The 24,818-nt window shown below is 69.8% G+C and carries 21 protein-coding genes; 5 read left to right on the top strand and 16 right to left on the bottom strand.

Annotated features, from left to right (window positions below; translation table 11 throughout):
* Nucleotides 1-2 precede the first annotated feature (2 nt).
* Both Pen02_RS14825 and Pen02_RS14820 read left to right on the top strand, forming a co-directional pair.
* Complete coding sequence (locus tag Pen02_RS14825) at nucleotides 3-689, top strand: response regulator transcription factor (RefSeq protein ID WP_239140683.1); 687 nt, start codon at nucleotides 3-5, stop codon at nucleotides 687-689.
* A 41-nt stretch (nucleotides 690-730) separates the two neighbouring features.
* Nucleotides 731-1,975 (top strand): sensor histidine kinase, encoded by a 1,245-nt coding sequence (locus Pen02_RS14820; RefSeq protein WP_203866582.1) that lies wholly within the window; start codon nucleotides 731-733, stop codon nucleotides 1,973-1,975.
* Between the two features lie 192 nt (nucleotides 1,976-2,167).
* On the opposite strand, the gene Pen02_RS14815 is transcribed toward Pen02_RS14820, so the two are convergent.
* From Pen02_RS14815 to Pen02_RS14790, 6 genes are all read right to left on the bottom strand, one after another.
* Nucleotides 2,168-2,620, bottom strand: a complete 453-nt coding sequence (locus Pen02_RS14815; RefSeq protein ID WP_203866581.1) for a DUF5980 family protein — start codon at nucleotides 2,618-2,620, stop codon at nucleotides 2,168-2,170.
* A gap of 138 nt (nucleotides 2,621-2,758) precedes the next feature.
* Nucleotides 2,759-3,601, bottom strand: a complete 843-nt coding sequence (locus Pen02_RS14810; protein ID WP_203866580.1) for a carbohydrate ABC transporter permease — start codon at nucleotides 3,599-3,601, stop codon at nucleotides 2,759-2,761.
* A complete protein-coding gene (locus tag Pen02_RS14805) occupies nucleotides 3,591-4,544 on the bottom strand; it encodes a carbohydrate ABC transporter permease (RefSeq protein WP_203866579.1) in 954 nt (317 codons plus the stop codon). Before Pen02_RS14805 ends, Pen02_RS14810 begins: the two co-directional genes overlap by 11 nt.
* The gene (locus Pen02_RS14800; protein ID WP_203866578.1) at nucleotides 4,545-5,822 is read right to left on the bottom strand and encodes an ABC transporter substrate-binding protein; all 1,278 of its coding nucleotides are present in this window, start codon (nucleotides 5,820-5,822) and stop codon (nucleotides 4,545-4,547) included.
* Nucleotides 5,823-5,833: 11 nt separating this feature from the next.
* Nucleotides 5,834-7,432 (bottom strand): FAD-dependent oxidoreductase, encoded by a 1,599-nt coding sequence (locus Pen02_RS14795; RefSeq protein WP_239140682.1) that lies wholly within the window; start codon nucleotides 7,430-7,432, stop codon nucleotides 5,834-5,836.
* Between the two features lie 29 nt (nucleotides 7,433-7,461).
* On the bottom strand, nucleotides 7,462-8,616 hold the full coding sequence (locus Pen02_RS14790; RefSeq protein WP_239140681.1) for a LacI family DNA-binding transcriptional regulator: 1,155 nt from the start codon (nucleotides 8,614-8,616) through the stop codon (nucleotides 7,462-7,464).
* A gap of 259 nt (nucleotides 8,617-8,875) precedes the next feature.
* On the opposite strand from Pen02_RS14790, the gene Pen02_RS14785 reads away from it, so the two are divergent.
* The 3 genes from Pen02_RS14785 (at nucleotide 8,876) to Pen02_RS14775 (ending at nucleotide 11,364) form a co-directional block, all read left to right on the top strand.
* Nucleotides 8,876-9,868: a glycoside hydrolase family protein gene (locus tag Pen02_RS14785; protein WP_203866576.1), complete on the top strand. Its 993-nt coding sequence runs from the start codon at nucleotides 8,876-8,878 to the stop codon at nucleotides 9,866-9,868.
* 52 nt (nucleotides 9,869-9,920) lie between these two features.
* The gene (locus tag Pen02_RS14780) at nucleotides 9,921-10,643 is read left to right on the top strand and encodes a class I SAM-dependent methyltransferase (RefSeq protein ID WP_203866575.1); all 723 of its coding nucleotides are present in this window, start codon (nucleotides 9,921-9,923) and stop codon (nucleotides 10,641-10,643) included.
* Between the two features lie 187 nt (nucleotides 10,644-10,830).
* Nucleotides 10,831-11,364, top strand: coding sequence for a DUF302 domain-containing protein (locus Pen02_RS14775; RefSeq protein ID WP_203866574.1), 534 nt, complete (start codon nucleotides 10,831-10,833; stop codon nucleotides 11,362-11,364).
* Nucleotides 11,365-11,427: 63 nt separating this feature from the next.
* Here the strand turns inward: Pen02_RS14775 and Pen02_RS14770 are convergent, their stop codons facing one another.
* The 10 genes from Pen02_RS14770 to Pen02_RS14725 form a co-directional block, all read right to left on the bottom strand.
* Nucleotides 11,428-12,750: an inositol-3-phosphate synthase gene (locus Pen02_RS14770; protein WP_203866573.1), complete on the bottom strand. Its 1,323-nt coding sequence runs from the start codon at nucleotides 12,748-12,750 to the stop codon at nucleotides 11,428-11,430.
* A gap of 751 nt (nucleotides 12,751-13,501) precedes the next feature.
* Nucleotides 13,502-14,308: a sugar phosphate isomerase/epimerase family protein gene (locus Pen02_RS14765; protein ID WP_239140680.1), complete on the bottom strand. Its 807-nt coding sequence runs from the start codon at nucleotides 14,306-14,308 to the stop codon at nucleotides 13,502-13,504.
* Complete coding sequence (locus tag Pen02_RS14760) at nucleotides 14,305-15,333, bottom strand: zinc-dependent alcohol dehydrogenase (protein ID WP_203866572.1); 1,029 nt, start codon at nucleotides 15,331-15,333, stop codon at nucleotides 14,305-14,307. Before Pen02_RS14760 ends, Pen02_RS14765 begins: the two co-directional genes overlap by 4 nt.
* A gap of 107 nt (nucleotides 15,334-15,440) precedes the next feature.
* Nucleotides 15,441-16,466 (bottom strand): C-terminal binding protein, encoded by a 1,026-nt coding sequence (locus Pen02_RS14755; RefSeq protein ID WP_203866571.1) that lies wholly within the window; start codon nucleotides 16,464-16,466, stop codon nucleotides 15,441-15,443.
* A 1-nt stretch (nucleotide 16,467) separates the two neighbouring features.
* Nucleotides 16,468-17,904 carry an aldehyde dehydrogenase family protein gene (locus Pen02_RS14750; RefSeq protein WP_203866570.1) on the bottom strand — a complete coding sequence of 479 codons (1,437 nt, stop codon included), beginning with the start codon at nucleotides 17,902-17,904 and terminating at the stop codon, nucleotides 16,468-16,470.
* Nucleotides 17,894-19,621 (bottom strand): asparagine synthetase B family protein, encoded by a 1,728-nt coding sequence (locus tag Pen02_RS14745; protein ID WP_203866569.1) that lies wholly within the window; start codon nucleotides 19,619-19,621, stop codon nucleotides 17,894-17,896. Before Pen02_RS14745 ends, Pen02_RS14750 begins: the two co-directional genes overlap by 11 nt.
* A 137-nt stretch (nucleotides 19,622-19,758) precedes the next feature.
* On the bottom strand, nucleotides 19,759-20,481 hold the full coding sequence (locus Pen02_RS14740; protein ID WP_203866568.1) for a TauD/TfdA family dioxygenase: 723 nt from the start codon (nucleotides 20,479-20,481) through the stop codon (nucleotides 19,759-19,761).
* Nucleotides 20,478-20,624 carry a hypothetical protein gene (locus tag Pen02_RS14735; protein WP_203866567.1) on the bottom strand — a complete coding sequence of 49 codons (147 nt, stop codon included), beginning with the start codon at nucleotides 20,622-20,624 and terminating at the stop codon, nucleotides 20,478-20,480. Before Pen02_RS14735 ends, Pen02_RS14740 begins: the two co-directional genes overlap by 4 nt.
* A 41-nt stretch (nucleotides 20,625-20,665) precedes the next feature.
* Nucleotides 20,666-22,504, bottom strand: a complete 1,839-nt coding sequence (locus tag Pen02_RS14730) for a carbamoyltransferase family protein (RefSeq protein ID WP_203866566.1) — start codon at nucleotides 22,502-22,504, stop codon at nucleotides 20,666-20,668.
* Nucleotides 22,497-24,713, bottom strand: coding sequence for an iron-containing redox enzyme family protein (locus Pen02_RS14725; protein ID WP_239140678.1), 2,217 nt, complete (start codon nucleotides 24,711-24,713; stop codon nucleotides 22,497-22,499). Before Pen02_RS14725 ends, Pen02_RS14730 begins: the two co-directional genes overlap by 8 nt.
* Between the last annotated feature and the right edge of the window lie 105 nt (nucleotides 24,714-24,818).

The following is a 24,818-nucleotide window of genomic DNA, read 5'->3' as shown; positions in this document are numbered from 1 at the left end:
GTGTGCTGACGGCAAGCGAGGCGCCACCCGGCGTACACCGCCTGCTCCTGGTCGAGGACGACACGGACCTGGCGGACATGCTTACCGAGGTGTTGACCGACGAGGGATATCTCGTCGACGTCGCCCCGGACGGCCAACGCGGCCTGCACCTCGGCCTCACCCGGCCGTACGACGTCATGGTGATCGACCGGCTGCTGCCGGCGCTCGACGGGCTCAACCTGTTGACCCGGCTGCGGTCCCGGGCGGTGGGCGCCCGCGCGCTGATGCTCACCGCCCTCGGCACGGTCGACGACCGTGTCGCCGGCCTGGACGCCGGCGCCGACGACTACCTGATCAAGCCGTTCGAGCTGGACGAGCTGACCGCCCGGATCCGGGCGCTCTGCCGGCGCGCCTCCGACGGCGCCGAGACGCTGCCGATCGGCGCCGGCCGGCTCGACCTCAACCTGCGGGACGTGCTGCTTCCCGACGGCGCCCGGATATCCCTCTCCGCCCGGGAGTTCGAACTGCTGCACCTGCTCGCGGTACGGCCCAGGGCGGTGCACTCCCGGCCGGAGTTGCGCCGTCGGGTCTTCGGCGAGGCGGCCGCCACGTCCATCGTGGACACCTACGTCTACTACCTGCGCCGCAAGCTCGGCCGGGCCGCGGTGCGCACCGTACACGGCCTCGGCTACCGGTTGGGTGAGCTGTGAAGGCCCGGGGCCCGGCCGACGTGCCGGCGGGAGTCTCCTGGATGGCTGCCGAACGGGTGGTGGTGGCCCGCGCCCGGCGCCGGGTCGGGGTGCTGGTCGGACTGGCGGTGACCGTCCTGATCACACTGATCGGCGGCGTCGCCTACGCCATGCTGGTACGCGGCCAGGAGGCCCAGATCCATCGGGAACTCGCCTACACCGCGACCCGCAGCGACCCGTCCGGGCCGCCCGGATGCACCTGGCTCTTCCTCCTGCACGAGGGCGAACTGATCAGCGGCGGCATCCCCGCCCCGGCCGGCTTTCCGCTCGCGGAGCCGCTCGGCAGGGTGGTCGCCACCCGGACCGCCACGGTGGACACGGTCGAGCGCAACGGCACCGTCTACTTCGTGCTCACCCAGCCCCGGGGCGACGACGTCGTACAGGCGATCTTCGACGCCCGCTACCAGCTCGCCGACCGCCGGCACCTGCTCTTCGCGCTCACCGTCACGGAGGCGATCGGCCTGCTCGCCGCGCTCGCCAGCGGAGTGGCGGTGGGCCGGCTCGCCGTCGCGCCGCTCGCCGACGCGCTCGCCCGACAGCGCCGGTTCGTCGCCGACGTCAGCCACGAACTGCGTACGCCGATCGCCCAGGTGCACACCCGGGCACAGGTGCTGGCCCGCCGGGCCGGGAACACCGGAGTTCCCGCCGCCTACCGGGCCGAGCTGGAACGGCTGACCGGCACCACCCGCTGGCTCGGCGAGGTCGTCGACGACCTGCTGCTCTCCGCCCGGTTGGCGACGATGCCGGACGTGGAGCGGGGCACCAGTACCGTGGACCTGGCCGCGCTCGCCGAGCATGCCGTGGTGGCCGAGACCGATCGCGCCACCGAGTACGGCGTCACGCTCACGCTCAGCCGTCCGGACGTTCCGCTGCCGGTGCTCGGGGTGCCGTCCGCCCTGCGGCGGGTGATCGGTGAACTGCTGACCAACGCGCTGACCCACACGCCCACGGGCGGCCTGATCGAGGTGACGGTACGTCGCGCGGCCGAGGCGGGCCCGATCGAGTTGACCGTCGTCGACACCGGTACCGGGTTCGACCCCGCCGAGCGGATCTTCGAACGGTTCCGCAGCGGTGTCGGAACGGAACGTCGGCGCACCGGCCTCGGGCTGTCGCTGCTGCGCGAGGTCGTCACCGCGCACGGCGGCACGATAGAGGCACAGGGTCGCCCCGGTCGCGGCGCCACCTTCGTGGTGCGACTGCCGGCCAAGACCGATCCGGTGCTCGCCAGAAGCCGTCCGGGCCGCTGAGGGGCTGTCTCACTGCCGGCCAAGACCGATCCGGTGCTCGCCAGAAGCCGTCCGGGCCCGCTGAGGGGCTGTTTCGCAGATCTTCTGGCGGCCTGCGGCGGGCCTTGACGGGGACAGGTCGTGGGCTCCGGCGATTCCCGGCAACCCACGACCTCCGCCCCCCCTCGGTCGCCTTCAGACGTCCGGCGCGGACTACCAGGCGCAGCCCCAGCGCTCCTGCACCTGGATGGTGACCGGAACGCTCTGCGTAATCACCCCGTCCGACGCCGTCAGCTCCGGCTGGTAGATCCCGAACGGCAGCGGCGGCAGGGTCATCGCGATCAGGTTGAGCGCGGTAGCGCCGTTGCTCGATCCGGGCGGCAGCGGCGCGTGCGGCAGGCTCGTGGTCGTGCCGGAGGGCAGGTTCCGGGCGCCGACCTCGATTGGCCTCGTCCACGTCCCGTCGATCGTGATCCAGAAGTAGGTCCACCAGGACTCGTCGGCGGGGATGCAGATGCGCTGCCCGATGTTGGTCAGCCGCCAACTGGTCGTCGAGGTGGTACTGGTATCGGCCGCGACGGCCGGCTGGCCGCTGACCAGCGCCAGCGTCACGGCGGTGAGCAGCCCGAGCGCCAGCCGAGCGGCGCCGAAGCTCGATCGCAACATCGAAGCCTCCCAAGAGCTCGTCCGATGGGCGGCCGAGACCCGGAACTGCTGTTCCGCATGTCGCCGCCCCGAACCCGGAACCTAGCGGCCCGGTCTCAGAGGGTTATCAAAGACCGATGCCGTACCGCCGACCGCCCGTCAGCCCTTCAAACCGGTGTGGGCCAGGCCCTCGATGAACTGCCGCTGGGCGATCACGAACACGACCAGCACGGGGATCGCGGTCAGCGACGCCGCCGAGAGCTGGACGTTCCACATCGGACCGCCGTACGCGTCGACGAACTGGGTCAACGCCTGCGGCAGGGTGAACTTCTCCGGCGTGGAGAGGAAGACGATCGGCTCCAGGTAGAGGTTCCAACTGTGCAGGAAGGTGAAGATGGAGACCGCGCCGAGGGCCGGCCGGGACAGCGGCAGCCCGATCCGCAGGAAGGTCGCGAAGCGGCCCAGCCCGTCCAGCCGGGCGGCCTCCTCCAACTCGACCGGCAGCGCGATGAAGAACTGCCGCATGATGAAGGTGGCCAGTACGCTCGGCGCGCCCAGGATCGGCACCAGGATCAGCGGCCAGTGGGTGTCGACCAGCCCCGCCGCGTTGAACATCCGGAACAGCGGGACGATCGTCACCTCGCTCGGGATCAGCAGGCCGAGCAGCACCACGAGGAAGAGGGCGTTCTGCCCCCGGAAGCGGATCCGGGCGAAGGCGTAGCCGGCCAGCGCGGAGACCGCGAGGGTGCCGAAGGTGACGACGAGCGCGATGTACGCCGAGTTGAGGTACTGCCGGGCGAAGGGCTGCGTGGCGAACGCGTCCCGGTAGCCGTCGAAGTTCACCGAGGTCGGAACGAGGCTGGGCGGGAACGCGAAGATCTCCGCGACCGGCTTGACCGACGAGGTGACCATCCACCAGGTCGGGAAGACGAACGGAATGGCCAGCACGCAGAGCGTGCCGTAGAGGAGCACCTTCGTGCGGGGCGAGAGCCTACTGCTCATGGAAGACCCATCTCTTGCGCATCTGCCACTGCACGACGGTCAGCGCCAGGACGAGAAGGAACAGGAGTACGGAGATGGTGGCGCCGTACCCGAAGTGGTGGAACTGGAACGCCTGTTGGTAGAGGTAGTAGACGAGGACCGTGGTCGACGAGCCCGGGCCGCCCTGGGTGAGCACCGCGATCTGGGCGAAGACCTGGAGCGAGCCGACCACCGTGATGATCGAGGTGAGCAGGATGGTCGGGCTGATCAGGGGTACCGTGATCCGGCGGAACTGGGTCCACCGGCCGGCGCCCTCGACCCGGGCCGCCTCGTAGAGTTCGCCCGGCACGCCCTGGAGCGCGGCCAGGAAGAGCACCATGTTGAGGCCGACGTTCTTGACGACCTGCACGACGATCACCGAGAGCATCGCGGTGGCGTCGCCGCGCAGCCAGTTCGGGCCGTCGACGCCGACGGTGTCCAGCAGGCCGTTGATGCCGCCGTTGTCCTGCAACAGGAAGCCCCAGACGATGGTCCAGGCGACCAGCGACACGACCACCGGTGAGAAGAAGAGGACCCGGAAAAAGGCGGTGCCGCGCAGCCGCTGGTTGAGCAGTACCGCGAGGAAGAGCGCCAGGCTCAGGTTGAGCGCGACGAGCCCGACCGAGAAGAGCGCGGTCGCCCGGAGTACGCCGGGCAGGTTGGGGTCGTCGGCCATGGCCCGGTAGTTCTCCGCGCCGACGAAGTCGAACGTGTCGGCGAGCACGTTCCACTCGTGCAGCGAATACCAGACCACCAGGCCGAGCGGGATCAGCACGAACAGCACGCTGCCGACGAGCTGCGGCGCGATGAACAGGTAACCGGCCAGGTGGTCGCGGCGGCGGGTGGTCCACCAGCGACGCGTACCGCCCGGGGCGGGCCGGTGCGAGGTCCGGCCCGCCGTGCGGTCGTCGGTCAGCAGTGCCATCTACTTCGCCAGCAGCGGGTTGATCGCGGTGCACACCCCGGCGAGTACGGCCGGCACGTCGGCGTCCGGCTTCCACAGCGGGTCGAGCGCCGAGCGGACCGCCTGGGACAGCTCCGCCTGCCCGGTGTGGCTGGGCTTCACCACGCCGGTCGAGATGCCGTCGATCACGACCGCCTGCAACTGCTCCGGCTTGAGCAGCGGGTTGGTCTTGGCGAGCGTCTCGGTGGTGAGCAGCGAGGTACGCGGCGGCGGGAAGAACTGCGCGAGCTTCGCCGAGTTGGTGGGGTTGGTGAAGAAGGCGAGGAAGTCCGCCGCCACCTCGGCGTGCTTGCCCTTCTTGAGCACGCCCAGCCCGCCCTGGCCGATCACCGCGTACCCGCCCTTCGGGCCGGTCGGCAGCGGGACCAGGTCCCAGCCGAACTTCGCGTCCTTGAGCAGCGAGGCCCGGGAGATCTGGGTGATCGTCAGGCCCGCCTCCCCGGCGAAGAAGTCGGCGGTGGTACCCGGACCGGGGAACGCCTTGTCGGTGAAGGTCGCGTCGTGCAGGAACCGCATCGCCTCGACCATCTCCGGCTTGTCGAAGCCGCAGGTCTTCCCGTCCGCGCTCCACGCCTGCGCGCCCCAGCCGGTCCACACCGTGGACAGGTTGTCCCAGCCCTTGTAGTCGAAGTCGCGCACCACCAGGCCGGCCTTGCCGGTCTTCGCGTTGACCGCCGAGGCCAGCTTCGCCGCGTTCTCCCAGCTCCACTGGTTCGCGGCGATCAGCTCGGCGGGCGACTGCGCCCCGGCCGCCTTGACCAGGTCGGTGTTGACGAAGATGCCGAACGGCGAGGTGGAGAACGGGTACCCGTACAGCTTGCCGTCGGCCTGCCAGAGCTTCGTCGCGGCCGGGGCCAGCTCGTCGAACTGGTACCCGTCGGTGCCCTTGAGCGTGTCGTCGAGCGGCAGCAGCGCGCCGGAGGAGACGAAGTCGGGTGCCGCGTTCTCCAGTACCCAGGCCAGGTCCGGCGGGTTGCCACCGGCGATCTGCGTGGTCAGGGTGGTGGTGTAGTTCTCGAACGGAATCGCGTCGAAGGTGATCGCGGTGACGTTCGGATGGGTCTTCTTGTATTCCTCGGCGATCTCGTCGAAGAGCTTGACGTGCGCCTCGTTCGCCGACCAGGTGGTCATCCGCAGGGTGACCGGGCCGTCGTCGCCCGCGCCGCCATCGCCGGAGCCGCAGGCGGTGAGGCCGAGCAGCGCCGCCACCGCGATCGCGGCCGTTGTTCGTGCTCTCATATGAGTTCCTCTCAGTAGCCCGAGACGTCGGGCCAGCGCAGCTCGACACCCTCGGCGGTGAGACGGTTCTGGAAGTCGGCCAGCAGGCCGGGGGTGTCGCGCACGGCGGCCGGAGTGGTCCGGCGGGCCAGGCAGAAGTCGGCGAGAACTCCGGCGACCTCGCCGGTGTTCCACTCGACGGGGTGCAGTCGGTAGGAACCGTTGGTGATGTGGGTGGTGCCGATGTTCTTCCCGCCCGCGATCAGGTTGGTGACCCGCCGGGGCAGCAGCGCACCCAACGGGATCTCGAACGGGCAGGACGCGACGTCGATGTAGTTGTCGCCGCCGGTCGACGGATGCAGGTCGATGCGGTACATGCCGACGCCCACACTGTCCGGATAGGACACCGCCCCCTTGTCCCCACGTACGGCCAGCGACAGGTCCTGCTCCACGACCGTGTACCGGGCGCGGATGCGGCGGGACTCCCGGATGTACGGCGCCTGCGCGAGCCCGTCGGCGCTGCCGGTCACGTCGCCGCGCAGCCGCAGGCCGGGAAAGCCGGTGCCGCCGTCCGGGCGGGGCGCCTCGGTCTGCAACCAGTAGAGCATCGAGCGGGACAGTTCCCGGGCCGCCGCGATCCCGGCCGCCGGATCGGCGACGTCGATGACCGGCGCCTCCAGGTAGTCGATCTGCGGCCAGTTGACCAGGCAGATGTCGCTGTCGTAGAAGCCGTCCCGGAAGTTGCGCCGGGCCGCGATCCGGCGGAACGTCCAGAGGTTGCCGTCACCCGGGTCGCGCCGCTGGTCGGCCAGCACCAGGGCCGGATCGTCGTCCGGGTTCGGGGTGAACGACCGCTCGGTGGTCTCCAGGGTGCGCGGGTGCGGCGCACGGAACGACAGCAGCCGGTCGCCCCAGAACGGCGGCTGGTACGCGCGCCAGAAGTCGTACCGCTCGGGCCTGTCGATGGTGTGGTCGCCGTCGACGTGGTCGACCGCGAAGCAGACCGAGATCGCCTGCATGTTGGCCGGCTGCGCCTCGTCCGGGGCGCTCGGCTCGCCGGTCTCCGCCCGCGACTCGAAGCCGGTGACGTACTCCGTGCCGGTCAGCGGCAGCAGCTCGCCGGTCTCGGTGGCGTCCACAACGTAGGGTGCGGTGATCGTCACCTCGCGGTCCTGGTGCGCGACGGTCACCGCCGTCACCCGGTCGCCGTCGGTGTCGGCGGAGACCGCCCGGGCCGGCTGGAGGACAACCAGACGACCACTGCCCCGGTACGGCGCCAGCATGCTCTCCAGCACCGCCACCGCGACGCGCGGCTCGTGGCAGAGCCGGCTCACGTGGCCGGCGCCCGGGTTGAGGTGGCGGTCGGCGCGGGCCCGGTCGGTCAGCGGGTACCAGCGGCGGTAGTGCTCGCGGATGCCGTCCCGCAGGGCCCGGTAGGAGGCGGTCACCCCAAACTGCTCGACCCAGCTGTGCTCGTCGGGCGGTACGGCCTGGCTGGTGAGCTGGCCGCCGAGCCAGTCGTACTCCTCGGTGAGCACGACCCGCCGCCCGGCGCGCAGCGCGCCCAGTGCGGCGGCGACGCCACCGAGACTTCCGCCGACGACCAGCAGATCGCACGTCAACTCTGACAACAGATGCCCTTTCCTCCGAACGTGGCTGTTCATCGCGGCGGCGCCAGCGTGGTGCCCTCGACCTGCTCGCAGTCGAGGAGGATCTGCGTCGGGCTCTGCCCGACGTGCTCCGGGTCGACCGGGGCGCCCACTCCGGTCCGGTCCGGTCGCTGTCCCGCGCCGGACCGGACCTCGCCGCTCTCCGGGCCGGGTGTTCCCTCGATGAGCCCGGTGAGCACCTCGACCGCCTGCCAGCCCATCTGGCGCCGGGGAATCCGGAACATCGTGAAGTCCACATCGGAGGGCGCCGGCCGGGTCGGGTCACCGAGAGCCGCGACGGAGAGGTCGCGGGGGATGTCGAGGCCGCGTTCGCGGGCTGCGGCGACGATGGCGGAACCGTCCGCGTACTCCTCCATCAGCGCGACCGTCACGCCCCGGGCCAGCAACGAGTCGAGCAGTTCGGCCGGGGACCGGTCCTCGACGGGCTCGTGGATGCCGGTGACCCCGGCGGCGGCGACGGCAGCCCGGAACCCGCGCTCGCGGTCGGCGTGCGACTCCGGCGCGGCCGGCCGGTCCTGGCCGTCCAGCCCGGTCTGCGGCGCCGGACCGACCGGATGGTTGCCCTGGCCCACGTAGGCCAGGGTGCGGTGCCCCATCGCGACGGCCCGCTCGACGATGGCGCTGGTCGCCCCCGGGTAGTCGGCGCCGACGTACGGCACCGGGCCGCCGGCGTCGTCGCGCCGGCCGACCGAGACGAACGCCTGCCCCTCGGCGACCAGCCGGGCCAGCTCGTCCCGGTCGAGCGAGCGACCGAGCAGGACGCAGCCGTCGGCCAACCGCAGCCGGTTGTCCTCGTGGAAGATCCGGCGCCGACCGTCCACGACGGGAGCACTGGTGAGCAGCAGGAGGTCGCAACCGAGCGACTCGGCGCCCTCCTCGATGCCGACCAGGAACGGATGGTAGAAGTCCCCGGTGCCGGCCGGGAACACCGGCTCGTACGTGAAGACGCCGAGGATGCGGTTGCGGCGGGCGGCGAGCCGGCGGGCGATCGGGTCGGCGACGTACCCGGTGCTGCGGATGGCGTCGAGCACCCGTGCCCGGGTCTGCGGCGCGATCCGGACGTCGCTGTCGGCGCGGCCGTTGAGCACCAGCGACACCGTCGCCTGGCTCACGCCGGTCATCCGGGCGATGTCCTGTTGGGTCACGCGTCTGCTACGCGGTTCAGTCACGCTGGGTGCCCACCTGTTTCCTGCTAATACGCATTACGGTTTCGTTGGCGTGAACTGTAGTCACGGCGACCGCCCGCTCGTCAAGACCTTCCGCCGAGGAAGATCCCGGCGAAGTGCCGGTGATAATTCGTATTAGCGTCTTGACGTACCGGACCGGCGGGGATTGACTTCTGCACCAACGAGCGGCGTCCAGCTCAGGACGCCGGATCACCGAGGGTTACCGGAGGACCGTCCCATGGCCCGTACCCCTGACATCAGCCGCCGCACCCTGCTCCGTGGCGCCGCCGCGGTCGCCGGTGGCACCGTCGCCGGCCTGAGCACCGTCGCCCCCGCGCTGGCCGGACCCGCCGGCTTCCCCAGCTACCGGTACGTCCGCGACGCGTTCGCCGGGCCGCTGCGCTACAACCCGACCGGCGAGTTCATCTTCCCCTGCGTACGCGGGGTCTACGACAAGATCAGCAACCGGCTCGGCCGCTACTACCTCTACTACGGCCCGCACGACGCGCCCGGCGGAATCTGCCTGGCCTACGCGGACCGACTCGAAGGCCCCTACACCGAGTACCCCGGCAATCCCGTCGTCGACCGCAACCTGCCCGGTGGCGCGACGGTCAGCCACGTCGCCTCCCCGCACGTGGTGTGGGACGCGCCGACCCGCCAGTTCTTCCTCTACTTCCACGGCGAGAACCACACCACCCGGGTGGCGAGGTCCACCGACGGCATCCACTTCACCGACGAGACCCCGATCCTCTCCACCAACCTCGTGCCCAACACCACCGAGACCTCCTACGCCCGGGTCTTCGAGCACTCGGTCGCCGGCCGGGGCAACCGCTACGTGATGGTCTTCATGGCCGTGCACACCATCGGGCCGGGCACCCGCAAGATCTTCTGGGGCTGGTCGCCGAACGGCTGGAGCGGCTGGCAGTTCTCCCCCACCCCGCTGGTCTCGCCCACGCCCGACGGCTGCACCGACATCTCCGCCGCCCACCTGCTCAAGCGCAACGGCACGGCGTACCTGGCGTACCACGGCAACACCGGCAACATGTACCTGACCGAGGTGGGCAACAACTTCGACCGCGAGGTGCACCTGGGCGTCTTCCACCGCCCGATCGCCTCCGACAACGGGCGTACCGCGTCGCCCGCGTTCGGCACCGACGGCGGCGTCGAGTACATGCTCTACGAGGCCGGCCCACGGCTGGACGCCCGGATCTGCGTGGCCCGCGCCGTCTGACGCTCCGGGCGCGCGCCGCCCGGTCGGCGCGTCCGACAGGTACCCTCGGCCGATGTTCTCGGCCCAGGGACCGTCGCTGCGCGAACTGTGCGTCCAGGCGCTGTCCTCGGTCGAGCGCGGCTACGACCTGTTGGCGCCGAAGTTCGACCACACGCCCTTCCGCACCCCGGAGAGCATTCTCGGTGCGAGCGCCGAGGCGCTCTCCGACCTCGGGCCGTTCGACCGTGGACTGGACGTGTGCTGCGGTACCGGCGCGGGCATGCCGGTTCTCCGGTCCCGATGCCGGGGACGGATCACCGGCGTCGACTTCAGCGCCGGCATGCTCGCGCAGGCACGCACCGCGCACCCGGACGCGACCTGGGTACGCGCCGACGTCCGAGCCCTGCCCTTCGACGGGGACTTCGACCTCGCGGTCACCTTCGGGGCGCTCGGGCACTTCCTGCCCGCCGAACGGCCCGCACTGTTCGAGGGGGTGTACCGCGCACTGCGCCCCGGCGGGCTGTTCGCCTTCCCGCTCGGTACGCCACCACCGCCGACCTCGGTCTCGCACTGGGTCACGCTCGGATTCGACCTGGCGATGCGGATCCGCAACGCGGTCTGGCGCCCGCCGTTCGTGATGTACTACCGCACCACCCCACTGGCGGCGGTACGCGACGACCTGACGGCGGCCGGCTTCACCGTGACCGTCGCCGCCCTGGCCGCCCTCGGGCAGCACCGGAACGGCGGCCCACGGTACCGGCTCGTCCTCGCGCGCAGGCCGATCGATTCCCACTGACGCCCGGACCCGACGTGCTCACCCCCGGTCGGCACGCGCCCAGGTCGGGTCCGGGCCCCGCCGTTCGCCCCGCCTCGCCGGCCCGGGGCGACCCCTTGCACGGGATGGACGGCGAGGGCCGGCGGGCGGCGGGCACGGTTTCCGGGAAGCTCCGATCGGCGAGGTCGCGGACCACTAGCTTGGGGTTATGACAGCGACAGTCGGGCGGATCATCGACACCACGTTCTCCGCGCGGCGGTTCACCATCGCCAGTTCGGCGCCGTACGACGACTTCCGACGTCGTTACGAGGAGGCTGTCCCGCCGTTCGACGCGGCCGCGTTCGGCAGTCTGGTCGAGCGGAAGGCGCCCTGGTCCGAGGTGCTCGACCTGATGGACAGGTCGGCACCGCACGGCTTCCTGAACTACCACATCCTCGACGCACAGCCGCTTATGAGTCTGGCCGGCGACCTCGCGCCGTGCGTCGAATACCTGATGGGCAACCACACCGTCGCCGAACGGATGTTCCGGCACGATCCCGCGATCCTGGCGTACGTGCCCCTCCGCACCGTCATCAGCGGTTTCGACGGTGGAGTCCGGTTCACGGTCGAACAGCCGAGCAGCGCGCTCTCCTCCTTCGGCAACGACCAGATCACCGCCGTCGGCGTGGAACTCGACCGCAAGGTGGCGAAGCTGCTGGCCCACCTGGATGTGGCCGTACCACCCGCGCTGACCGGCTCCTGACCGGACCACGCCAGGCGCGCCGGCGACGACCCCTACCGGGCTCGTCGTCGCCGGCGCGACGACTCAGTCCTCGTAGTACTCGTGCCCCAGGTGGGTGATCTGCTCCTCACCCATCAGCCAGCGAAGCGTGTTCTTCAGCTTGGTCTGCTGGATGAACAGGTCGTGCTCCGGGTAGAGGCTGGGCGCGTGCTGCGGGCTCTTGAAGTAGAACGAGAGCCACTCCTGTACACCCTTGAGCCCCGCCCGCGCGGCCAGGTCCGTGAAGAGCACCAGATCGAGTGCCAGGGGCGCCGCCAGGATCGAGTCGCGGCACAGGAAGTTGACCTTGATCTGCATCGGGTAGCCGAGCCACCCGAAGATGTCGATGTTGTCCCAGCCCTCCTTGTTGTCACCCCGGGGCGGGTAGTAGTTGATCCGCACCTTGTGGTGGAAGTTGCCGTAGAGCTCGGGGTAGAGGTCCGGCTGCAGGACGTGCTCCAGCACGCCGAGCTTGGTAACTTCCTTGCTCCGGAAGCTGTCGGGGTCCTCCAGCACCTCACCGTCGCGGTTGCCGAGGATGTTCGTGGAGTACCAGCCCTCGAGCCCCAGCATCCGAGCCTTCAGCATCGGCGCCAGCACGGTCTTCAACAGGGTCTGCCCCGACTTGAAGTCCTTGCCGCAGACGGGCACGCCGGTCTCGTTGGCGAGTTCGATCATCGCCGGCACGTCGGTGGTGAGGTTGGGCGCTCCGTTGATGAAGGGCACGCCCTCCTTGAGGGCCGCGTACGCGTAGATCATCGACGGCGGGACGCTCTCGTCGTTCGCCTCCATCGCGGCTTCCAGCGCGGCCAGGCTCTCGTGCGCCGGGCCGGGCTCGATGAAGATCTCGGTGGACGCGCACCAGATCACCACCAGCCGGTCGCAGGAGTTCGCGGCCTTGAAGTCACGGATGTCCTTGCGGACGGCCTCGGCGAGTTCCAGCTTGTTCGCCTTGGACTTGACGTTGTTGCCGTCGAGCCGCCGCACGTAGTTCTGGTCGAAGACGGCCGGCATCGGCTCGATCTCCTTCAGCTCGGCCGCGACCGGTTCGATGTGGCTGTACCGGTCGAGCACCCCGCACTTCAGCGCGGCTTCGTAGGCGGTGTCCGAGATTGGGTCCCAGGCGCCGAAGACGAGCTGGTCGATGCCGGCCAGCGGCACGAAGTCGCGGATGAGCGGCACCCGACCCTCTGTCCGTTTGCCCAGGCGAATGGTACCCATCTGAGCGAGTGAACCGACGGGCTCAGCAAGGCCGCGCCTGATCAGCTCGACGCCGGCGATGACGGTCGACGCCACGGCGCCGAGCCCCACCGTCAGGACGCCCAACCTGCCGGCAGCAGGCTCGATGTGGTGCTTGGATGTCTCCACGATGTCTCCAGCCTCCAGGACGATGCCGCGCTGACGTCTTCGGCGCCCGCGCCAGCAGAGCTTGACGACTAATGCGCCGCGATACGGCCGGTCCGCGCACTTCGCTCGGCCGCGCTCTGGCGTTTGCGCGACATCCGCGCCAGCGCGCACTACCCAGCGAACCGGTGGATACGGCGGATCAGGTAGCGATCTGCCGGCCCGATGTATCGACTTGATACATCGTCACGATATGGGCTGCGGTACGTACCGCGCAAGTCGTTGGAAGTTGCTCGCCCGACACGCGCCGTGAGGATCACCGGACCGTGACAGCATTCGGGAGACCAGGGCCTGGTGCGGGCCGGGTTCCCCCGCTCGGGCCGCTGTCCCGCGATCTGGATCGGGCGCGTCGGCGCCCTGGATGCGGCGGTGCCCTGAATGGGGCGGTGCCTCGGATGCGGCGGTGCCCTGGATGCGGCGAGGTCTTCCGGTGGGTGGTCGATCGACCAGGAAGATCCGGACAACGGAGACCTGCCCCGGGTGGAGTCGTCGTAGACGCAGGCCGGCGGACCGCAGTCGGTCGACGGAATCCGGCGACGGAGGCGGATCCGATCGGGCGTAGCCGGGCGGCACCGCACGGCAGGCGGTGGCGACCACCGACCGGGGGCGCACCGCTGGGTGACGCCCGGCGGCGTACGGGTCGTGGCGGACGGCGTACGGGGCGATCAGCCGGTGGCGGCGACGGATCCCGCCGTCCGGATCGGCGACCTTCCCGTCAGCCCCGCCCCCCTCGGAGGACTGCCGGGACAGGGGGCAGCGCGACGCTGGGCGGGCCGCTCAGCAGGCGGCACTCCAGCACCAGCCAGCCCTGGTAGCCGATCTCTTCGAGTGCGGACACGGTGCCGTTCCAGTCGTAGTGACCGGCTCCGGGCTCCAGCCGGTTGCTGTCGGCGACCTGGACGTGGCCCAGCACGTCGGCGTGCCGGCGAAGCGAGTCCGCAGGATCGGCCTCCTCGATGTTCATGTGGAACGTGTCGGCCATCAGCCTGACGGTCGGCAGTCCGATCTCGCGGACGAGCGAGGCGCCGTCGGCCAACGTGTTCACCATGTAGTCCTCGTACCGGTTCAGCGGTTCGAGTAGTAGCACCCCGCCCACCCGCTGGGCGTGGTCGCCCAGTTCCGCGAGCGCCTCCAGGAGCACGGCCCGGTCCTCCTCCGCCGAGCGCGGCGGTTCGGACCGGGACATCCGCTTGGAGAACATCCCGAACGAGGCCGGGGTGATCGCGCCGAATCCTCCGGCCTCGACGATCACCGAGAGCAGGGTCTTCATGACCTGGATCGCGTCCCGCCGCTTCTCCTCGTCGAAGTCCCCGATGAAGTGGTCCATCGCCACGCAGACCGAGGGCATGACCACCCCGGCCCGGCGCGCCCGCCTGAGCTCGTCCAGCCGGTCGGCGAACTCCGGGCCGCCGCGCAGCTCGATGCCGTCGAAGCCGAGAGCCGTCGCGAACCGCCACTTCTCCTCCAGGCTCCGTCCCTCCAGCGACCGGTCCTGCACGCCCAGCCTCATCCCGGCGCTCACTCGGCACCGTCCTCGAACGTGAGCACCACCTGGAGGACCCGCTCCCGCGAGTTGTCGAGCAGCTCGAATGCCTCCGCAGCCCGCTCCACCGGCAGGACCTCCGTCACCAGTTGTTCGAGTTGGAGCCTGCCCGACGCGGCGAGGCCCATGACCGTACGTTGGAGCCGCTCCTCGTTCCACCGGTGGCCGAGCTGCGGCGAGACGCCGGAGATCTGTGAGCACCTGAGCTCGACCCGGTTGTGGTGGAACTCCTCCCCGAGCGCGAGCCCGGCGGCCTCGCCCTGGAAGAACCCGGCGGCCACCACCCGGGCGTTGTAGGAGACGGACCGGACCGCCTCGTGGAGCGCCCGGTACGAGCCGGTCACCTCGAGCGCGACATCGGCTCCCCGCCCGTCGGTCAGCTCGCGGATCCGCTCGCCGACCGAGCCCTCGTTGGCGTTGACGGTGTGGGTGGCGCCGAGCGACGCGGCGGTCTTGAGCCGGCTGTCGTGGGGATCGACGGCGATCACCTCGGCACCGTTGCGCCGCGCCAACTGAGCGACGATCTGACCGGGCACCCCGAGGCCGAACACCGCGACCGTCTCGCCGACATGGATGTCCGCGTCCAGGACCACGTTGAGGGCGATCGCGCCGATCTGGGAGAAGACGCCGAGGAGAGGATCCGTCCCGACCGGCAGCCTGCGCCGGCGTACGTAGTCGGCCGGCTTCACCGTCGAACTCCGGTGCCCCCACTTGCCCCAGACGATCTCGCCCGGTACGACGTCGTCGACCTCGGTGCCCACCTCGACGACGGCACCGACCTCCTCGTGGCCCTTGCCGTCGATCGGATAGGAAAGGGTCGTCGCCGCACCGTCGTCGCCGACCTGCCGGAACAGCCGCTGGTCGGGGTCCCAGCGCTTGCTCAGGTACGGATTGGTGCCGCGATAGTAGGACATCTCGGTGCCGGCGGAGATGCCGGAGAAGAGGGTGGCGATCCGCACCTCCGGCGGTGCCAGTTCCGCGTCCTCCTCCTCGACGATTGTCACTTCTCGCGGTGATGCGAAGCGCACGACCCGACCCATCTGTTCCTCTCTTCCCCCATTGGCACACGGCGGAGCCGGCCGGAATCCACCGGACCGCGACTGGCGTCGGTCTACTCGGTGAGACTCCCCCAGCGTGGTGGGCGGCCCGTTTCCAGGACGTGCAGGATCTCCTCGGCGACCCGCCGCCGCTGACTCAGTTCCGAGTCGGCGGACAGGAACGCGCGATGGGAGGTGACGATCACCTGGTCGAACTGCAACAGTTTCCGGTTCCACTCGTGGTCGTTCGGGTCCTCCGGCGAGAAGACGTCGCTCGCGTAACCGCCGATCCGACCTGCGGCGAGGGCGTCGTGGACCGCCTTCGGATCCACCAGTCCGCCGCGCGCCGTGTTCACCAGCAACGCGTCGTCCTTCATGTGCCCCAGGAACGAGTCGCCGACCAGGTTCTTCGTCTCGTCGTTCAGCAGGCAGTGCAGGATGACGACGTCGGCCTCCGCCAGGAGGTCCGGCAGGGTGTGCCGCTTCTGCACGCCGTACCCGATCATGTGATCGCCGTGGATGTACGGGTCGTAGCTGATCACCTTGCCGTAGAAGTTTCGGATCTTCTGGGCGGTGGCCTTGCCGATCCGGCCCAGCCCGATGATCCCGACCGTCAGTCCCTGGAGCCGACGCGGGTACCCGCCGTCGTAGATGTCCCACTGCCCCCGTTTGAGATGGTCGTTCTGGAGACAGACGTGCCGCTCCAGGGCGAGTACGAGGGACATCGTGTGCGTGGAGACCTCGTCGACGCAGTAGTCCGGGACGTTGAACCCGAAGATGCCGTTCGGTTCCAGGAACGGCAGACCGATGTTGTCGTACCCGACGCCCTGCCGGCCGATGACCTTGACGTCGCCGCGGATCGCCGCGAAGACCTCCTCGGTCATCTGTGCCCGGTAGATGGCGAGTGCGGACGCGCCTCTCAGGTTGTCGACGAAGCGCTCGCCGCTCTTCACGTAGGCACCGTTCTCGACCACGCCGAAACGGAGGTCGACCTTGTCGCCGAACACGTCCCGCTCGACGGCCGCCAGCGCCGGGTTCACTGCCCCGTTTTCGAGCGCCCAGAATGGATCGGTGTAAACAACGAGGGGTTTCACGGGCATCCTAAAAGACGATGGTCTTGACGGTGGTCATCTCTTCGATGGCGAACCTCGCGCCCTCGCGCCCGAGGCCGCTCTTCTTCACGCCGCCGAAGGGGATGAACGGCGACTCGAACTGCGGGCCGTCGTTGATGATGACGGCGCCGGACCTGATCCGCCGCGCCGCCTCGAACGCCAGCCTGATGTCGGCGGTGAAGACCCCGGTCTGCAGGCCGTAGTCCCCGCCGTTTATGCACTCGACGGCCTCGTCGAGGTCCTTGACGCGGACGATCGGGGCGCACGGCCCGAAGGTCTCCTCGCGGACCAGCGCCGAGTCCTTCGGAACGAAGTCGAGAACCTGGGGACCCAGCACCACGCCCTCCCGGGGCGGCCCGTAGAGCAGCTTCGCTCCGGACTCCACCGACTCGCTCACGCGCTGTTCCACGGCCCGCGCGGCCGGCTCGTCGATCAGGCAGCCGATGTCGTTCTGTGTCGAGAAGGGGTCGCCGAACCTGATCTTCTTCGCCTGGTCGACGAGCAGTTCGGCGAACCGGTCCGCCACGCCCTCCTGGACCAGGAGTCGTTTCACGCCCCGGCACGACTGCCCGGCCGTCGCGAAGGCGCCCTTCGCGGCGACGTCCGCGGCGAGGGCCAGGTCGGCGTCGTCGAGCACGACCAGGGCACCGCTGTCACCGAGTTCGAACGCCGTGCGAATCATCCCCGCACTCCTGGCGATGCGTTCGCCGACGGCGCGGCTCCCGGTGAAGGTGATCATGTCGACGTCGGGGCAGGTCACGAGGGTTTCGCCGACCTCGCGGGGGTCGCCGGTCACGACGGAGACCATCCTGGCCGGCAACCCGTTCGCGATCAGGCACCGCACAAACTTCACCGCGCTCAGCGGCGTCTTCTCGGACGGTTTGAGGATGACCGAGTTGTTCGCCGCGATGGCCGGCGCGAGTTTCACCACGACCTGGTTCAGCGGCCGGTTGAAGGGGGTGATGGCGCAGACGAGACCGACCGGCACCCGGAGCGTCACCGCGAGGTTCCGCTTCCGGTCGGCGGTGACGTCGGTGGGGATCGCCTCGCCGGAGATGCGCCTGGCCTCCTCCGCGCAGACCCTGAGCAGGGTGACGGCGCGCCGTACCTCCTTTTGTGCCTCCTGCACGCAGGCGCCACATTCGGCGACGATCTGGGCGACGAACTCCGCTTCGTCGCGCTCGATCTGGGCGGCGGTGTTGGCGAGAATCTCGTACCGGTCGAAGGCCGTGAGGTTCGACTCGTACGCCTTGGCGTGCCTCGCCGCAGCCAGCGTCTGCTCCCGGGTCGCCCGCGAGGCATAGCCGACGATCTCGTTGTTGAACGGGTTACGAACGGCAATCCTGTCGTCCGTCTCCAGCCACTCGCCGTCGATCAGCAACATCGCGGTCGTCACCTCCCCGTCGTACGCCCCGTCACGCGCCACGCTTGACCGGCTTCCTGAACCACCCGTCCCTGAGCCGGAACGCGCTGGTCACCATCGCGCGGTAGATCTCGATGTCGGTGTCGCCCAGGTGCGAGTACCGCTGCACGATCCGGGGTTCGAGCGAGCTGATCCCCGCGCCGTGCTGGCCCCGGAGCTTCGCGTTGAAGAGCAGGTGGAAGGGCAGGTAGGACTCGGCCGAGGCGTGCATCCCGGCGACCATGAGCGGAAACTTCCAGAACAGCTTCTCGACGTCCGTCCGCTGGCCCTCGTCGAACCCCTCCGGCGGCTTTCCGCCCGCGTCGAGGTACCTGACGAGGTAGTCGTGGATCCAGGGGAGCTTGTCCCCCCAGTCCTCCCGAGGTCCGGCCCGCTTCGAGATCAGGTCCAGCATCAGTTCGACGTTGTGCGGGCTGATGCTGAGCCACTTGGGATCGACGCCGAGAAGATACTCGCAGACGGCTGGCTGTAGGAAGGGGAACCGCGCTTCGATCGGCCCCTGCTCCATGAAGATGATGGAGGCCCGGCGCATCATGTTCTCCCAGATGTTGTTGATGAACAGGAGGCGCGCGGCATAGGTGGACTGGACGGCGTGCGGCTTGTTGAGTTCCTTCCAGTTGTCGTAGGCGCCGAGGAGTTCGTCGACGCCGTGCCCGCCGATCGTCACCTTGAACCCGTCCGCCTTCATCACCGGTGCGAGGTAGTAGTAGATCGGCAGCGGGTAGACGCTCAACGCCTTGATGTTCCGCATCTCGAAGAGCGTGATGATGTCCGGAAGGTCCTCGACGAGCTGCTCGCCCGTCGCGTAGACCTCCTTGTGGACGAGCCCGATGTCCCGGAAACCCTCGGCGGCGATCTTCGCCCGGCGGATGTCCGGCGAATCGAACCCCTCGACGGCGAAGACGTACGACGTCGGTTGGTAGGAGACGTTCCGGAAGTCGATATTGGACAGTACGTAGTACGTCGTCATCAGGCTGTCGATCCCGCCGGAGAGCATCGTGCAGATCGGCACGTCCCCCATCGTCCGGTTCCGCGCGCTCTGGTGCAGGCGTTGGTGGAGCTCCAGGCCGATGTCGAGGATCTCCTGGTCCTTCTTGATCGCCTTCACCTGGTAGTAGCAGGTGTCTTCGAGCTCGAACGTGTCGAGGTCCAGCGCCAGGTAGTGGCCCGGAACCAACTCGTGCGCGTTGTTGAGGTCGACCCGGTCCAGCGTCCGGAGACCACTCAACTGGCTGGAGAACAGGAACGTACGGCTGTCCTTGTCGTAGTAGTAGAACAGCGGTACGCGACCCGGCCAGTCGCGCGTGACGTAGAGCTTGTTCGCCTCGCGGTCCAGGATGCCGAGGGCGAACATCGAGTCGATGTCCCGGCGCTTGAGGAAGTCGATGCCCTCGGCTTCGTAGAGTTTGAGGAAGACCTCGGTGTCGCCCTCGGTCTTGAAGGGGGCGTACCCGAGGTGGCCGGCCCTGTGCTCGTCGAAGTTGTAGAACTCGCCGTTGAAGACGAGCGAGACGGGACGGTCGTCGGAGTCGTACGGCTGGTCCGACTGGCCTTCGCGGACGCCTTCCTTGTTGGAGATCTTGACCAGGTGGCGTCGGCTGCCCAGCACGACGTCCCGGTAGGCCCGGACCGTGATCCCGTCGTTGCCCCGGTTGATGTTTTCGAGGGCGATCCGGGCTTCCTGCTCGCTGACCCCGACGCCGCCAAAGATTCCGCACACCATCTACTCCAGAAGTTGTCGAAGGGCCTCTGCTGGCCGGGCGGCTCGCCGACGGTCGGAGTCGCCGCCCACCGGCGCGCTGCCCACCTCGTGAACAGTCCGTCCCGACCGGTCCGCGTGACGTCGCCGGGCCTGACCTACCGATCCGTGGCGTGCTTGCCGCCGATCATGATCCGCAGCATCTCCCGACCGCCGGAATAGGCCCGGCGCCCGTGGAACCAGAGGTCGTTGCGGAGCGCATATCCCTTGCCGGGGCTCAACGGGAACGCCTGTTCCGCCTCCTTCAACGCACGTTCCAGGGCCGGCAGCGCGTGGGCGGCGTCCACGGCGAAGTAGACGTACGGGTCGTAGCGCAGCCGCACCTCCTGGAGAACTCCGTCGTGCATCCGGAAGACCGGGCTGACCATCTCGTCGGTGCCGGTGCGGAAGATCGCCGCGTCGGGCTCGCAGAATGCCGCCAGGGCCTGCGGGTCGATCTCCTTCAGCCGGGCGACCACGTCGGTCCCGCGCAGGACCGTGGCGTCGCCGCCGTCGGTGCTCGCGCTGCGACACCAGAGCAGCAGCACCCTGGGCGGCGTCTTGATGGCCGGGCGATCGGTATGCGGCCGAAGGGTTTCCCTGGTGAAGCCGATGCCACGGTCCCGGCCCAGGCCCGGTGTGTTGCGCAGGTACGTGATGCCACGGGCATCCGCGTCGCGGTGCGGCAGCACCACGCCGTACTCCTGGGCTGCCTGGAGGAATGCCTCCTCGCTGTCGCAGTCGAAGGTCGCGAAGCCGTCGCCGGCCTCCATCGCGTCGTGCAGCATGCTGCCGGTAAGACGCCCCAGGTAGTTGGGCAGACTCAGATCGGCCAGGGTCATGTTCCTCTTCCTTCCGAGGATGCGGTCCAGTAGGTGGTCGCCCGCCGCCGTCGCCGTCGCGTCAACGGGTCGTGCACGAGCCGGCTCGCCCAGCCGAGCGGTGTGGCGACCAGCAGATATGTGAAGAGCAGCAGGGGAGCCATCGCTTGCGCAGCCTCCGGGGTGAATGGGGTCGGCGGGACGCTCAATCCAGGGGAATCTCGGCTCGCCAGTCGCTCTCCTCGGACCACGCGGGCTGCTCGCTCTTGTGCAGCAGGAAGTTGCCGATGGCGAGCATGTCGATGTTCGTACGCATGAAGCAGGTGTATGCGTCGTGCGGCGACCTCACGATCGGTTCGCCACGGACGTTGAACGAGGTGTTGACGAGTACCGGGCATCCCGTGCGGGCTCTGAAGGCGGTGAGCAGTTTGTGGTAGGCGGGGTTGCTGTCCGGGGTGACGGTCTGCACCCGCGCGGAGCCGTCGACATGGGTGACGGCGGGAATGGTGGAGCGCCGTACCCGCAACAGGTCGATGCCGGTCGCGCCGGTCTCGGTCACCGGTACCTGCTGGGCCGCCGCCACCTGCGCCACCAGCAACATGTACGGGCTCTCCTGGCGGAGGTCGAAGTAGTCCTTGGCCTCGGCGGCCAGCACCGCGGGCGCGAACGGGCGGAACGACTCACGAAACTTGATCTTGAGGTTCATCGCGGACTGCATCGCCGGATCGCGGGGATCACCCAGGATGGAACGGGCACCCAGCGCACGCGGGCCGAACTCCATGCGGTCCTGGAACCATCCGACGATCTTGCCGTCGGCCAGCGCCGCCGCGACGTCGTCCACCAGACGCTCCGGGTCCAGACGGTGGTACGGGATCCGACGACTGCGCAGGTAGTCGGCGATCTGCGCGTCGCCGAACGCCGGACCCAACAGCGCGCCGGACATCGCGTCCCGCCCGCTGCCGACGTGGCCACGCGCCGCTCCCCGGTCCATCGCCACCGCCAACGCGGCGCCCAGCGCTCCCCCGGCGTCGCCGGCCGCCGGCTGCACCCACACCTCGTCGAAGAGCCCGCTGTCGACGATCTTCCCGTTGGCGACACAGTTCAACGCCACCCCGCCGGCCAGGCAGAGCGTGGACTCCCCGGTCCGCTCCCGGGCGGTGCGCGCCAGGCCGAGCATCACCTCCTCGGTGACGTCCTGCACGGAGGCCGCCAGATCGAACTCGCGCTCCGTCAACGGCCCTTCCGGGGTACGCCGGGGACCGCCGAAGAGCTTCTCGAACGCCCGGCCGGTCATCACCTGCCCGCGCAGGTATTCGAAGTACCGCATGTCCATGTGGAACGAGCCGTCCGGCTTGACGTCGATCAGACGCTCCCGGATCAGGTCGGCGTACCGGGGCCGGCCGTACGGGGCCAGGCCCATCAGCTTGTACTCGCCGGAGTCGACCTTGAAGCCGCAGAAGTAGGTGAAGGCGGAGTACAGAAGTCCGAGCGAGTGCGGGAACCGGATCTCGGCCAGCGGCCGGAGCGCGGTGTCCCGGCCGTGCCACAGCGTGGTGGTCGCCCACTCGCCCACCCCGTCGACGCACAGGACCGCGGCCGACCGGTACGGGCTGGGGAAGAAGGCCGAGGCCGCGTGCGACTCGTGGTGCCGCCGGACCACGATCTCCGGCACCGTCCCCAGCTCCGCCGACTCGAGCTCACGCCGGACGACCTGGACCGCCCGGAGCTTGCCGTCGGCCCGCAGCCACCGGGGCAGCGTCTCGCGGAACGACGTGAAGCCGGTCGGTGCCGTACCCACCAGGGTGGCCAGTACCCTGCGGAACTTCAGCCGGGGGTCCTCGTAGTAGGCGACCGCGGCGACGTCGCCGAGCGAGACTCCCAGCTCGTCGAGGCAGTACCGGACCGCCTGCGCGGGAAACGACGGGTCGTGCCGCTTCCTGGTGAAACGCTCCTCCTGCGCCGCCGCGACGGGCACCCCGTCCCGGACGAGCGCCGCAGCGCTGTCGTGATAGAACGCCGAGATCCCGAGGACCAGCTCAGACACCGTTGTACTCCTCCGTCGCCGACGCCACCGCTGTCCCCCGCCACCGCCGGCCTGCCGGGATCCGGGCGCGCCGGGCGGCCCGCCGGGCCATGAACCCGCCGGGCGGGTTGAGCGAGCGGTATCCGGCCCGTACCCGCGCCCAGACCTCGGACCGACCGCCCGCCCCGGACGAGTCCGGCAGGCTGGACATGAGGGTGTCGACGGCGTCGGCCGCCCACGCGGAATGTCCGGTGGCGACGTTGTCGATGGTGTTGTGGATGTCCACGAAACGGGTGCTGAAGCCGTACGTCCGCAGCGCCTGGCTGGCCCGGCGGTAGCTGCCGCCCACGCCGGACAGTTCCATGGCCAGGTTGAGGCCGAGCACCTCGGGCAGGAACGTACGCGGAAACCGCCCGATGCACAGCCAGTAGACGGGCAGCTCGAACGACACGTCGCGAAAGCCCGGCCAGGCGGCGAACTCCGGCGATGCCGTGGGCGGGAGGTCGACGTCCATCTCCCGCAGCACCTCGCGGTAGATCAGCGGATGGTTGAGCGCGGCCTCGCCGTTGCCGAGCTCGTCCCAGTAGGTCGCGAAGAGCGAGTGGCCGATGTCCGACGATGCCAGTTCGTAGTCGGTGAACCCCTGGAGCCAGCTTCCGTCGATCAGCGTCAGCAGCGCCGTCTGCACGGCGTCGTCCACCACCGCCTCCCGGGGCGGCAGCGGAATGTCAGCGCTTTCCTCGAACTCCACGCCGTGCCGATCGTGCTGAGTCTGGAGCCAGGGCCGCAGGCCCTCGGTCGTCCACCGCACGGGTAGCGGCACCGACCGGGGAGTCATCCGATGCCGGGCACGGGCCAGCCAACCGTTGACGTACCGCAGAGACCAGTCGCGCAGTTCCGGGCCGCCGGTACGGGTCATCAACATCCGGTACGCCTCGCGCAGGTCGCTCGGGCCACGGCCGGGCGCCGCTCCGGCCTCCAGCAGGTCCGTCAGCACTGCCAGCCGCTGCCGGTCGGGCGTCCCTTCGACGGCGGCCCGGGTGCCGGCAGGTTCGTCGGCCACGGCAGCCGCCGGGGAGCCGGGCGTGGCCGGAAGAGCGTCGATCCACCGGCGGATGATGGTGAGGTCGTCCGGCGAGAAGACCCGGAACATCGGGCCGCGCTCGCCGACCAGTCCCGTGACCAGGAGACTGGCGGCGGACCGCCCGGGCTTCACCAGCCTGCTCCGGGCCAGTACGTCGAGGAAGGGCCGGGGGTCGTCCCGGCAGTCCGTCAACCACGCCGACAGGGACCGGTCCTCGATCCGGACCTGGTGGTGGTAGACCGAGCCCTCCCTGGCGCGGAGTCTCATCAGCTCGGCCATGTCGTACCCCGGGTCGAGCGACGCGTGTAGCTGGGCGTGCAACGCCTCGGCCTGGTCCCGCAGCGCGGCCAGCGTCCAGGCGAAGCCCGCGAGCACTCTCGCCGCCGACTCCGGGGCCTTTCCCGCCAAGGCGTCGGCGATGGCGTGGCACTCCTCGGTCGGCGCCGGACCGCCGTCCCTGGCGGCGGAATAGTCGATCGCCGCCCAGTCGGCCCGCAGCTCCGGCCTGGCCAGGGCGAGCGGGGGCGGCAACCCCACGGCCCGCAGGCACAGGTCCGCTCCGACGAGTTCCTGGCAGAAGTCGCCCGGGCGCCGGCTCATCAGGAGCAGCAGGGCCGGCAGGCGGAACGCCGTGTCGTCGATCCGCGGTTCACCGGCCAGCCGGGCCAGCGGTACGGCGTTCTCCGAGGCCCGCAGTTGCCGTAGCAGGCCGAGGTAGGCGTCGCCCCTCGCGGCACCGGGGTGACCGGCACCGATGTCGGACGCGTAGAGCCGGAGGATCCGCAGGAACAGCGGCTGGTCTGCGGTTCCCGGGCTGGTCAGCCACTGGAGCCATGCTCCGGACGCGAGGCCGAGCGGCGCCCAGCCGAGGGCCGCCCTGCGGACCACGAGTCGGCGGGCGTCGTGGTCGGCGAGGTCCGCCACCGCCCGGAACCGCTCCGCCGAGGTGGTCGACCAGTCGGCCGCCTTGCCGACCAGGCGGTCGAGAGGCTGCCCGGTGCCCGGCGAGGCCCGCCGCAGCTCCGTGCGAATCACCTCGGTCAACTCGCCGCCCGGGATGGACGCCTCGGGATCGGCGGCGCGGGCGTAGAGCCTCCGGAAGGTGGCGTCGGCGCTCGCGCCCGGCAGGTACGACGTGGTCCTCACGACGCCGTCGGCCGTCGCATCACCGTGCATGATCGTCCCCCGCTCATGGACCCGGCAGACGTGCCGGGTGAGGTGGTGCGTTCAGAACATCGGATAGATCGATGC

This window comes from Plantactinospora endophytica, from assembly GCF_016862915.1.
GTDB classification, from domain to species: domain Bacteria; phylum Actinomycetota; class Actinomycetes; order Mycobacteriales; family Micromonosporaceae; genus Plantactinospora; species Plantactinospora endophytica.
Note: the sequence above shows the minus strand (reverse complement) of the source record. Positions and strands in the feature narration are given on the sequence as shown.

What these genes read in the sequence shown, in the direction of transcription:
- Pen02_RS14820 (WP_203866582.1), top strand. Translation starts at nt 731, where the DNA reads ATGGCTGCCGAACGGGTGGTGGTGGCCCGCGCCCGGCGCCGGGTCGGG.
- Pen02_RS14805 (WP_203866579.1), bottom strand. Translation starts at nt 4,544, where the DNA reads ATGGCACTGCTGACCGACGACCGCACGGCGGGCCGGACCTCGCACCGG.
- Pen02_RS14810 (WP_203866580.1), bottom strand. Translation starts at nt 3,601, where the DNA reads ATGAGCAGTAGGCTCTCGCCCCGCACGAAGGTGCTCCTCTACGGCACG.
- Pen02_RS14775 (WP_203866574.1), top strand. Translation starts at nt 10,831, where the DNA reads ATGACAGCGACAGTCGGGCGGATCATCGACACCACGTTCTCCGCGCGG.
- Pen02_RS14815 (WP_203866581.1), bottom strand. Translation starts at nt 2,620, where the DNA reads ATGTTGCGATCGAGCTTCGGCGCCGCTCGGCTGGCGCTCGGGCTGCTC.
- Pen02_RS14735 (WP_203866567.1), bottom strand. Translation starts at nt 20,624, where the DNA reads ATGGCTCCCCTGCTGCTCTTCACATATCTGCTGGTCGCCACACCGCTC.
- Pen02_RS14800 (WP_203866578.1), bottom strand. Translation starts at nt 5,822, where the DNA reads ATGAGAGCACGAACAACGGCCGCGATCGCGGTGGCGGCGCTGCTCGGC.
- Pen02_RS14780 (WP_203866575.1), top strand. Translation starts at nt 9,921, where the DNA reads ATGTTCTCGGCCCAGGGACCGTCGCTGCGCGAACTGTGCGTCCAGGCG.
- Pen02_RS14740 (WP_203866568.1), bottom strand. Translation starts at nt 20,481, where the DNA reads ATGACCCTGGCCGATCTGAGTCTGCCCAACTACCTGGGGCGTCTTACC.
- Pen02_RS14785 (WP_203866576.1), top strand. Translation starts at nt 8,876, where the DNA reads ATGGCCCGTACCCCTGACATCAGCCGCCGCACCCTGCTCCGTGGCGCC.
- Pen02_RS14755 (WP_203866571.1), bottom strand. Translation starts at nt 16,466, where the DNA reads ATGCCCGTGAAACCCCTCGTTGTTTACACCGATCCATTCTGGGCGCTC.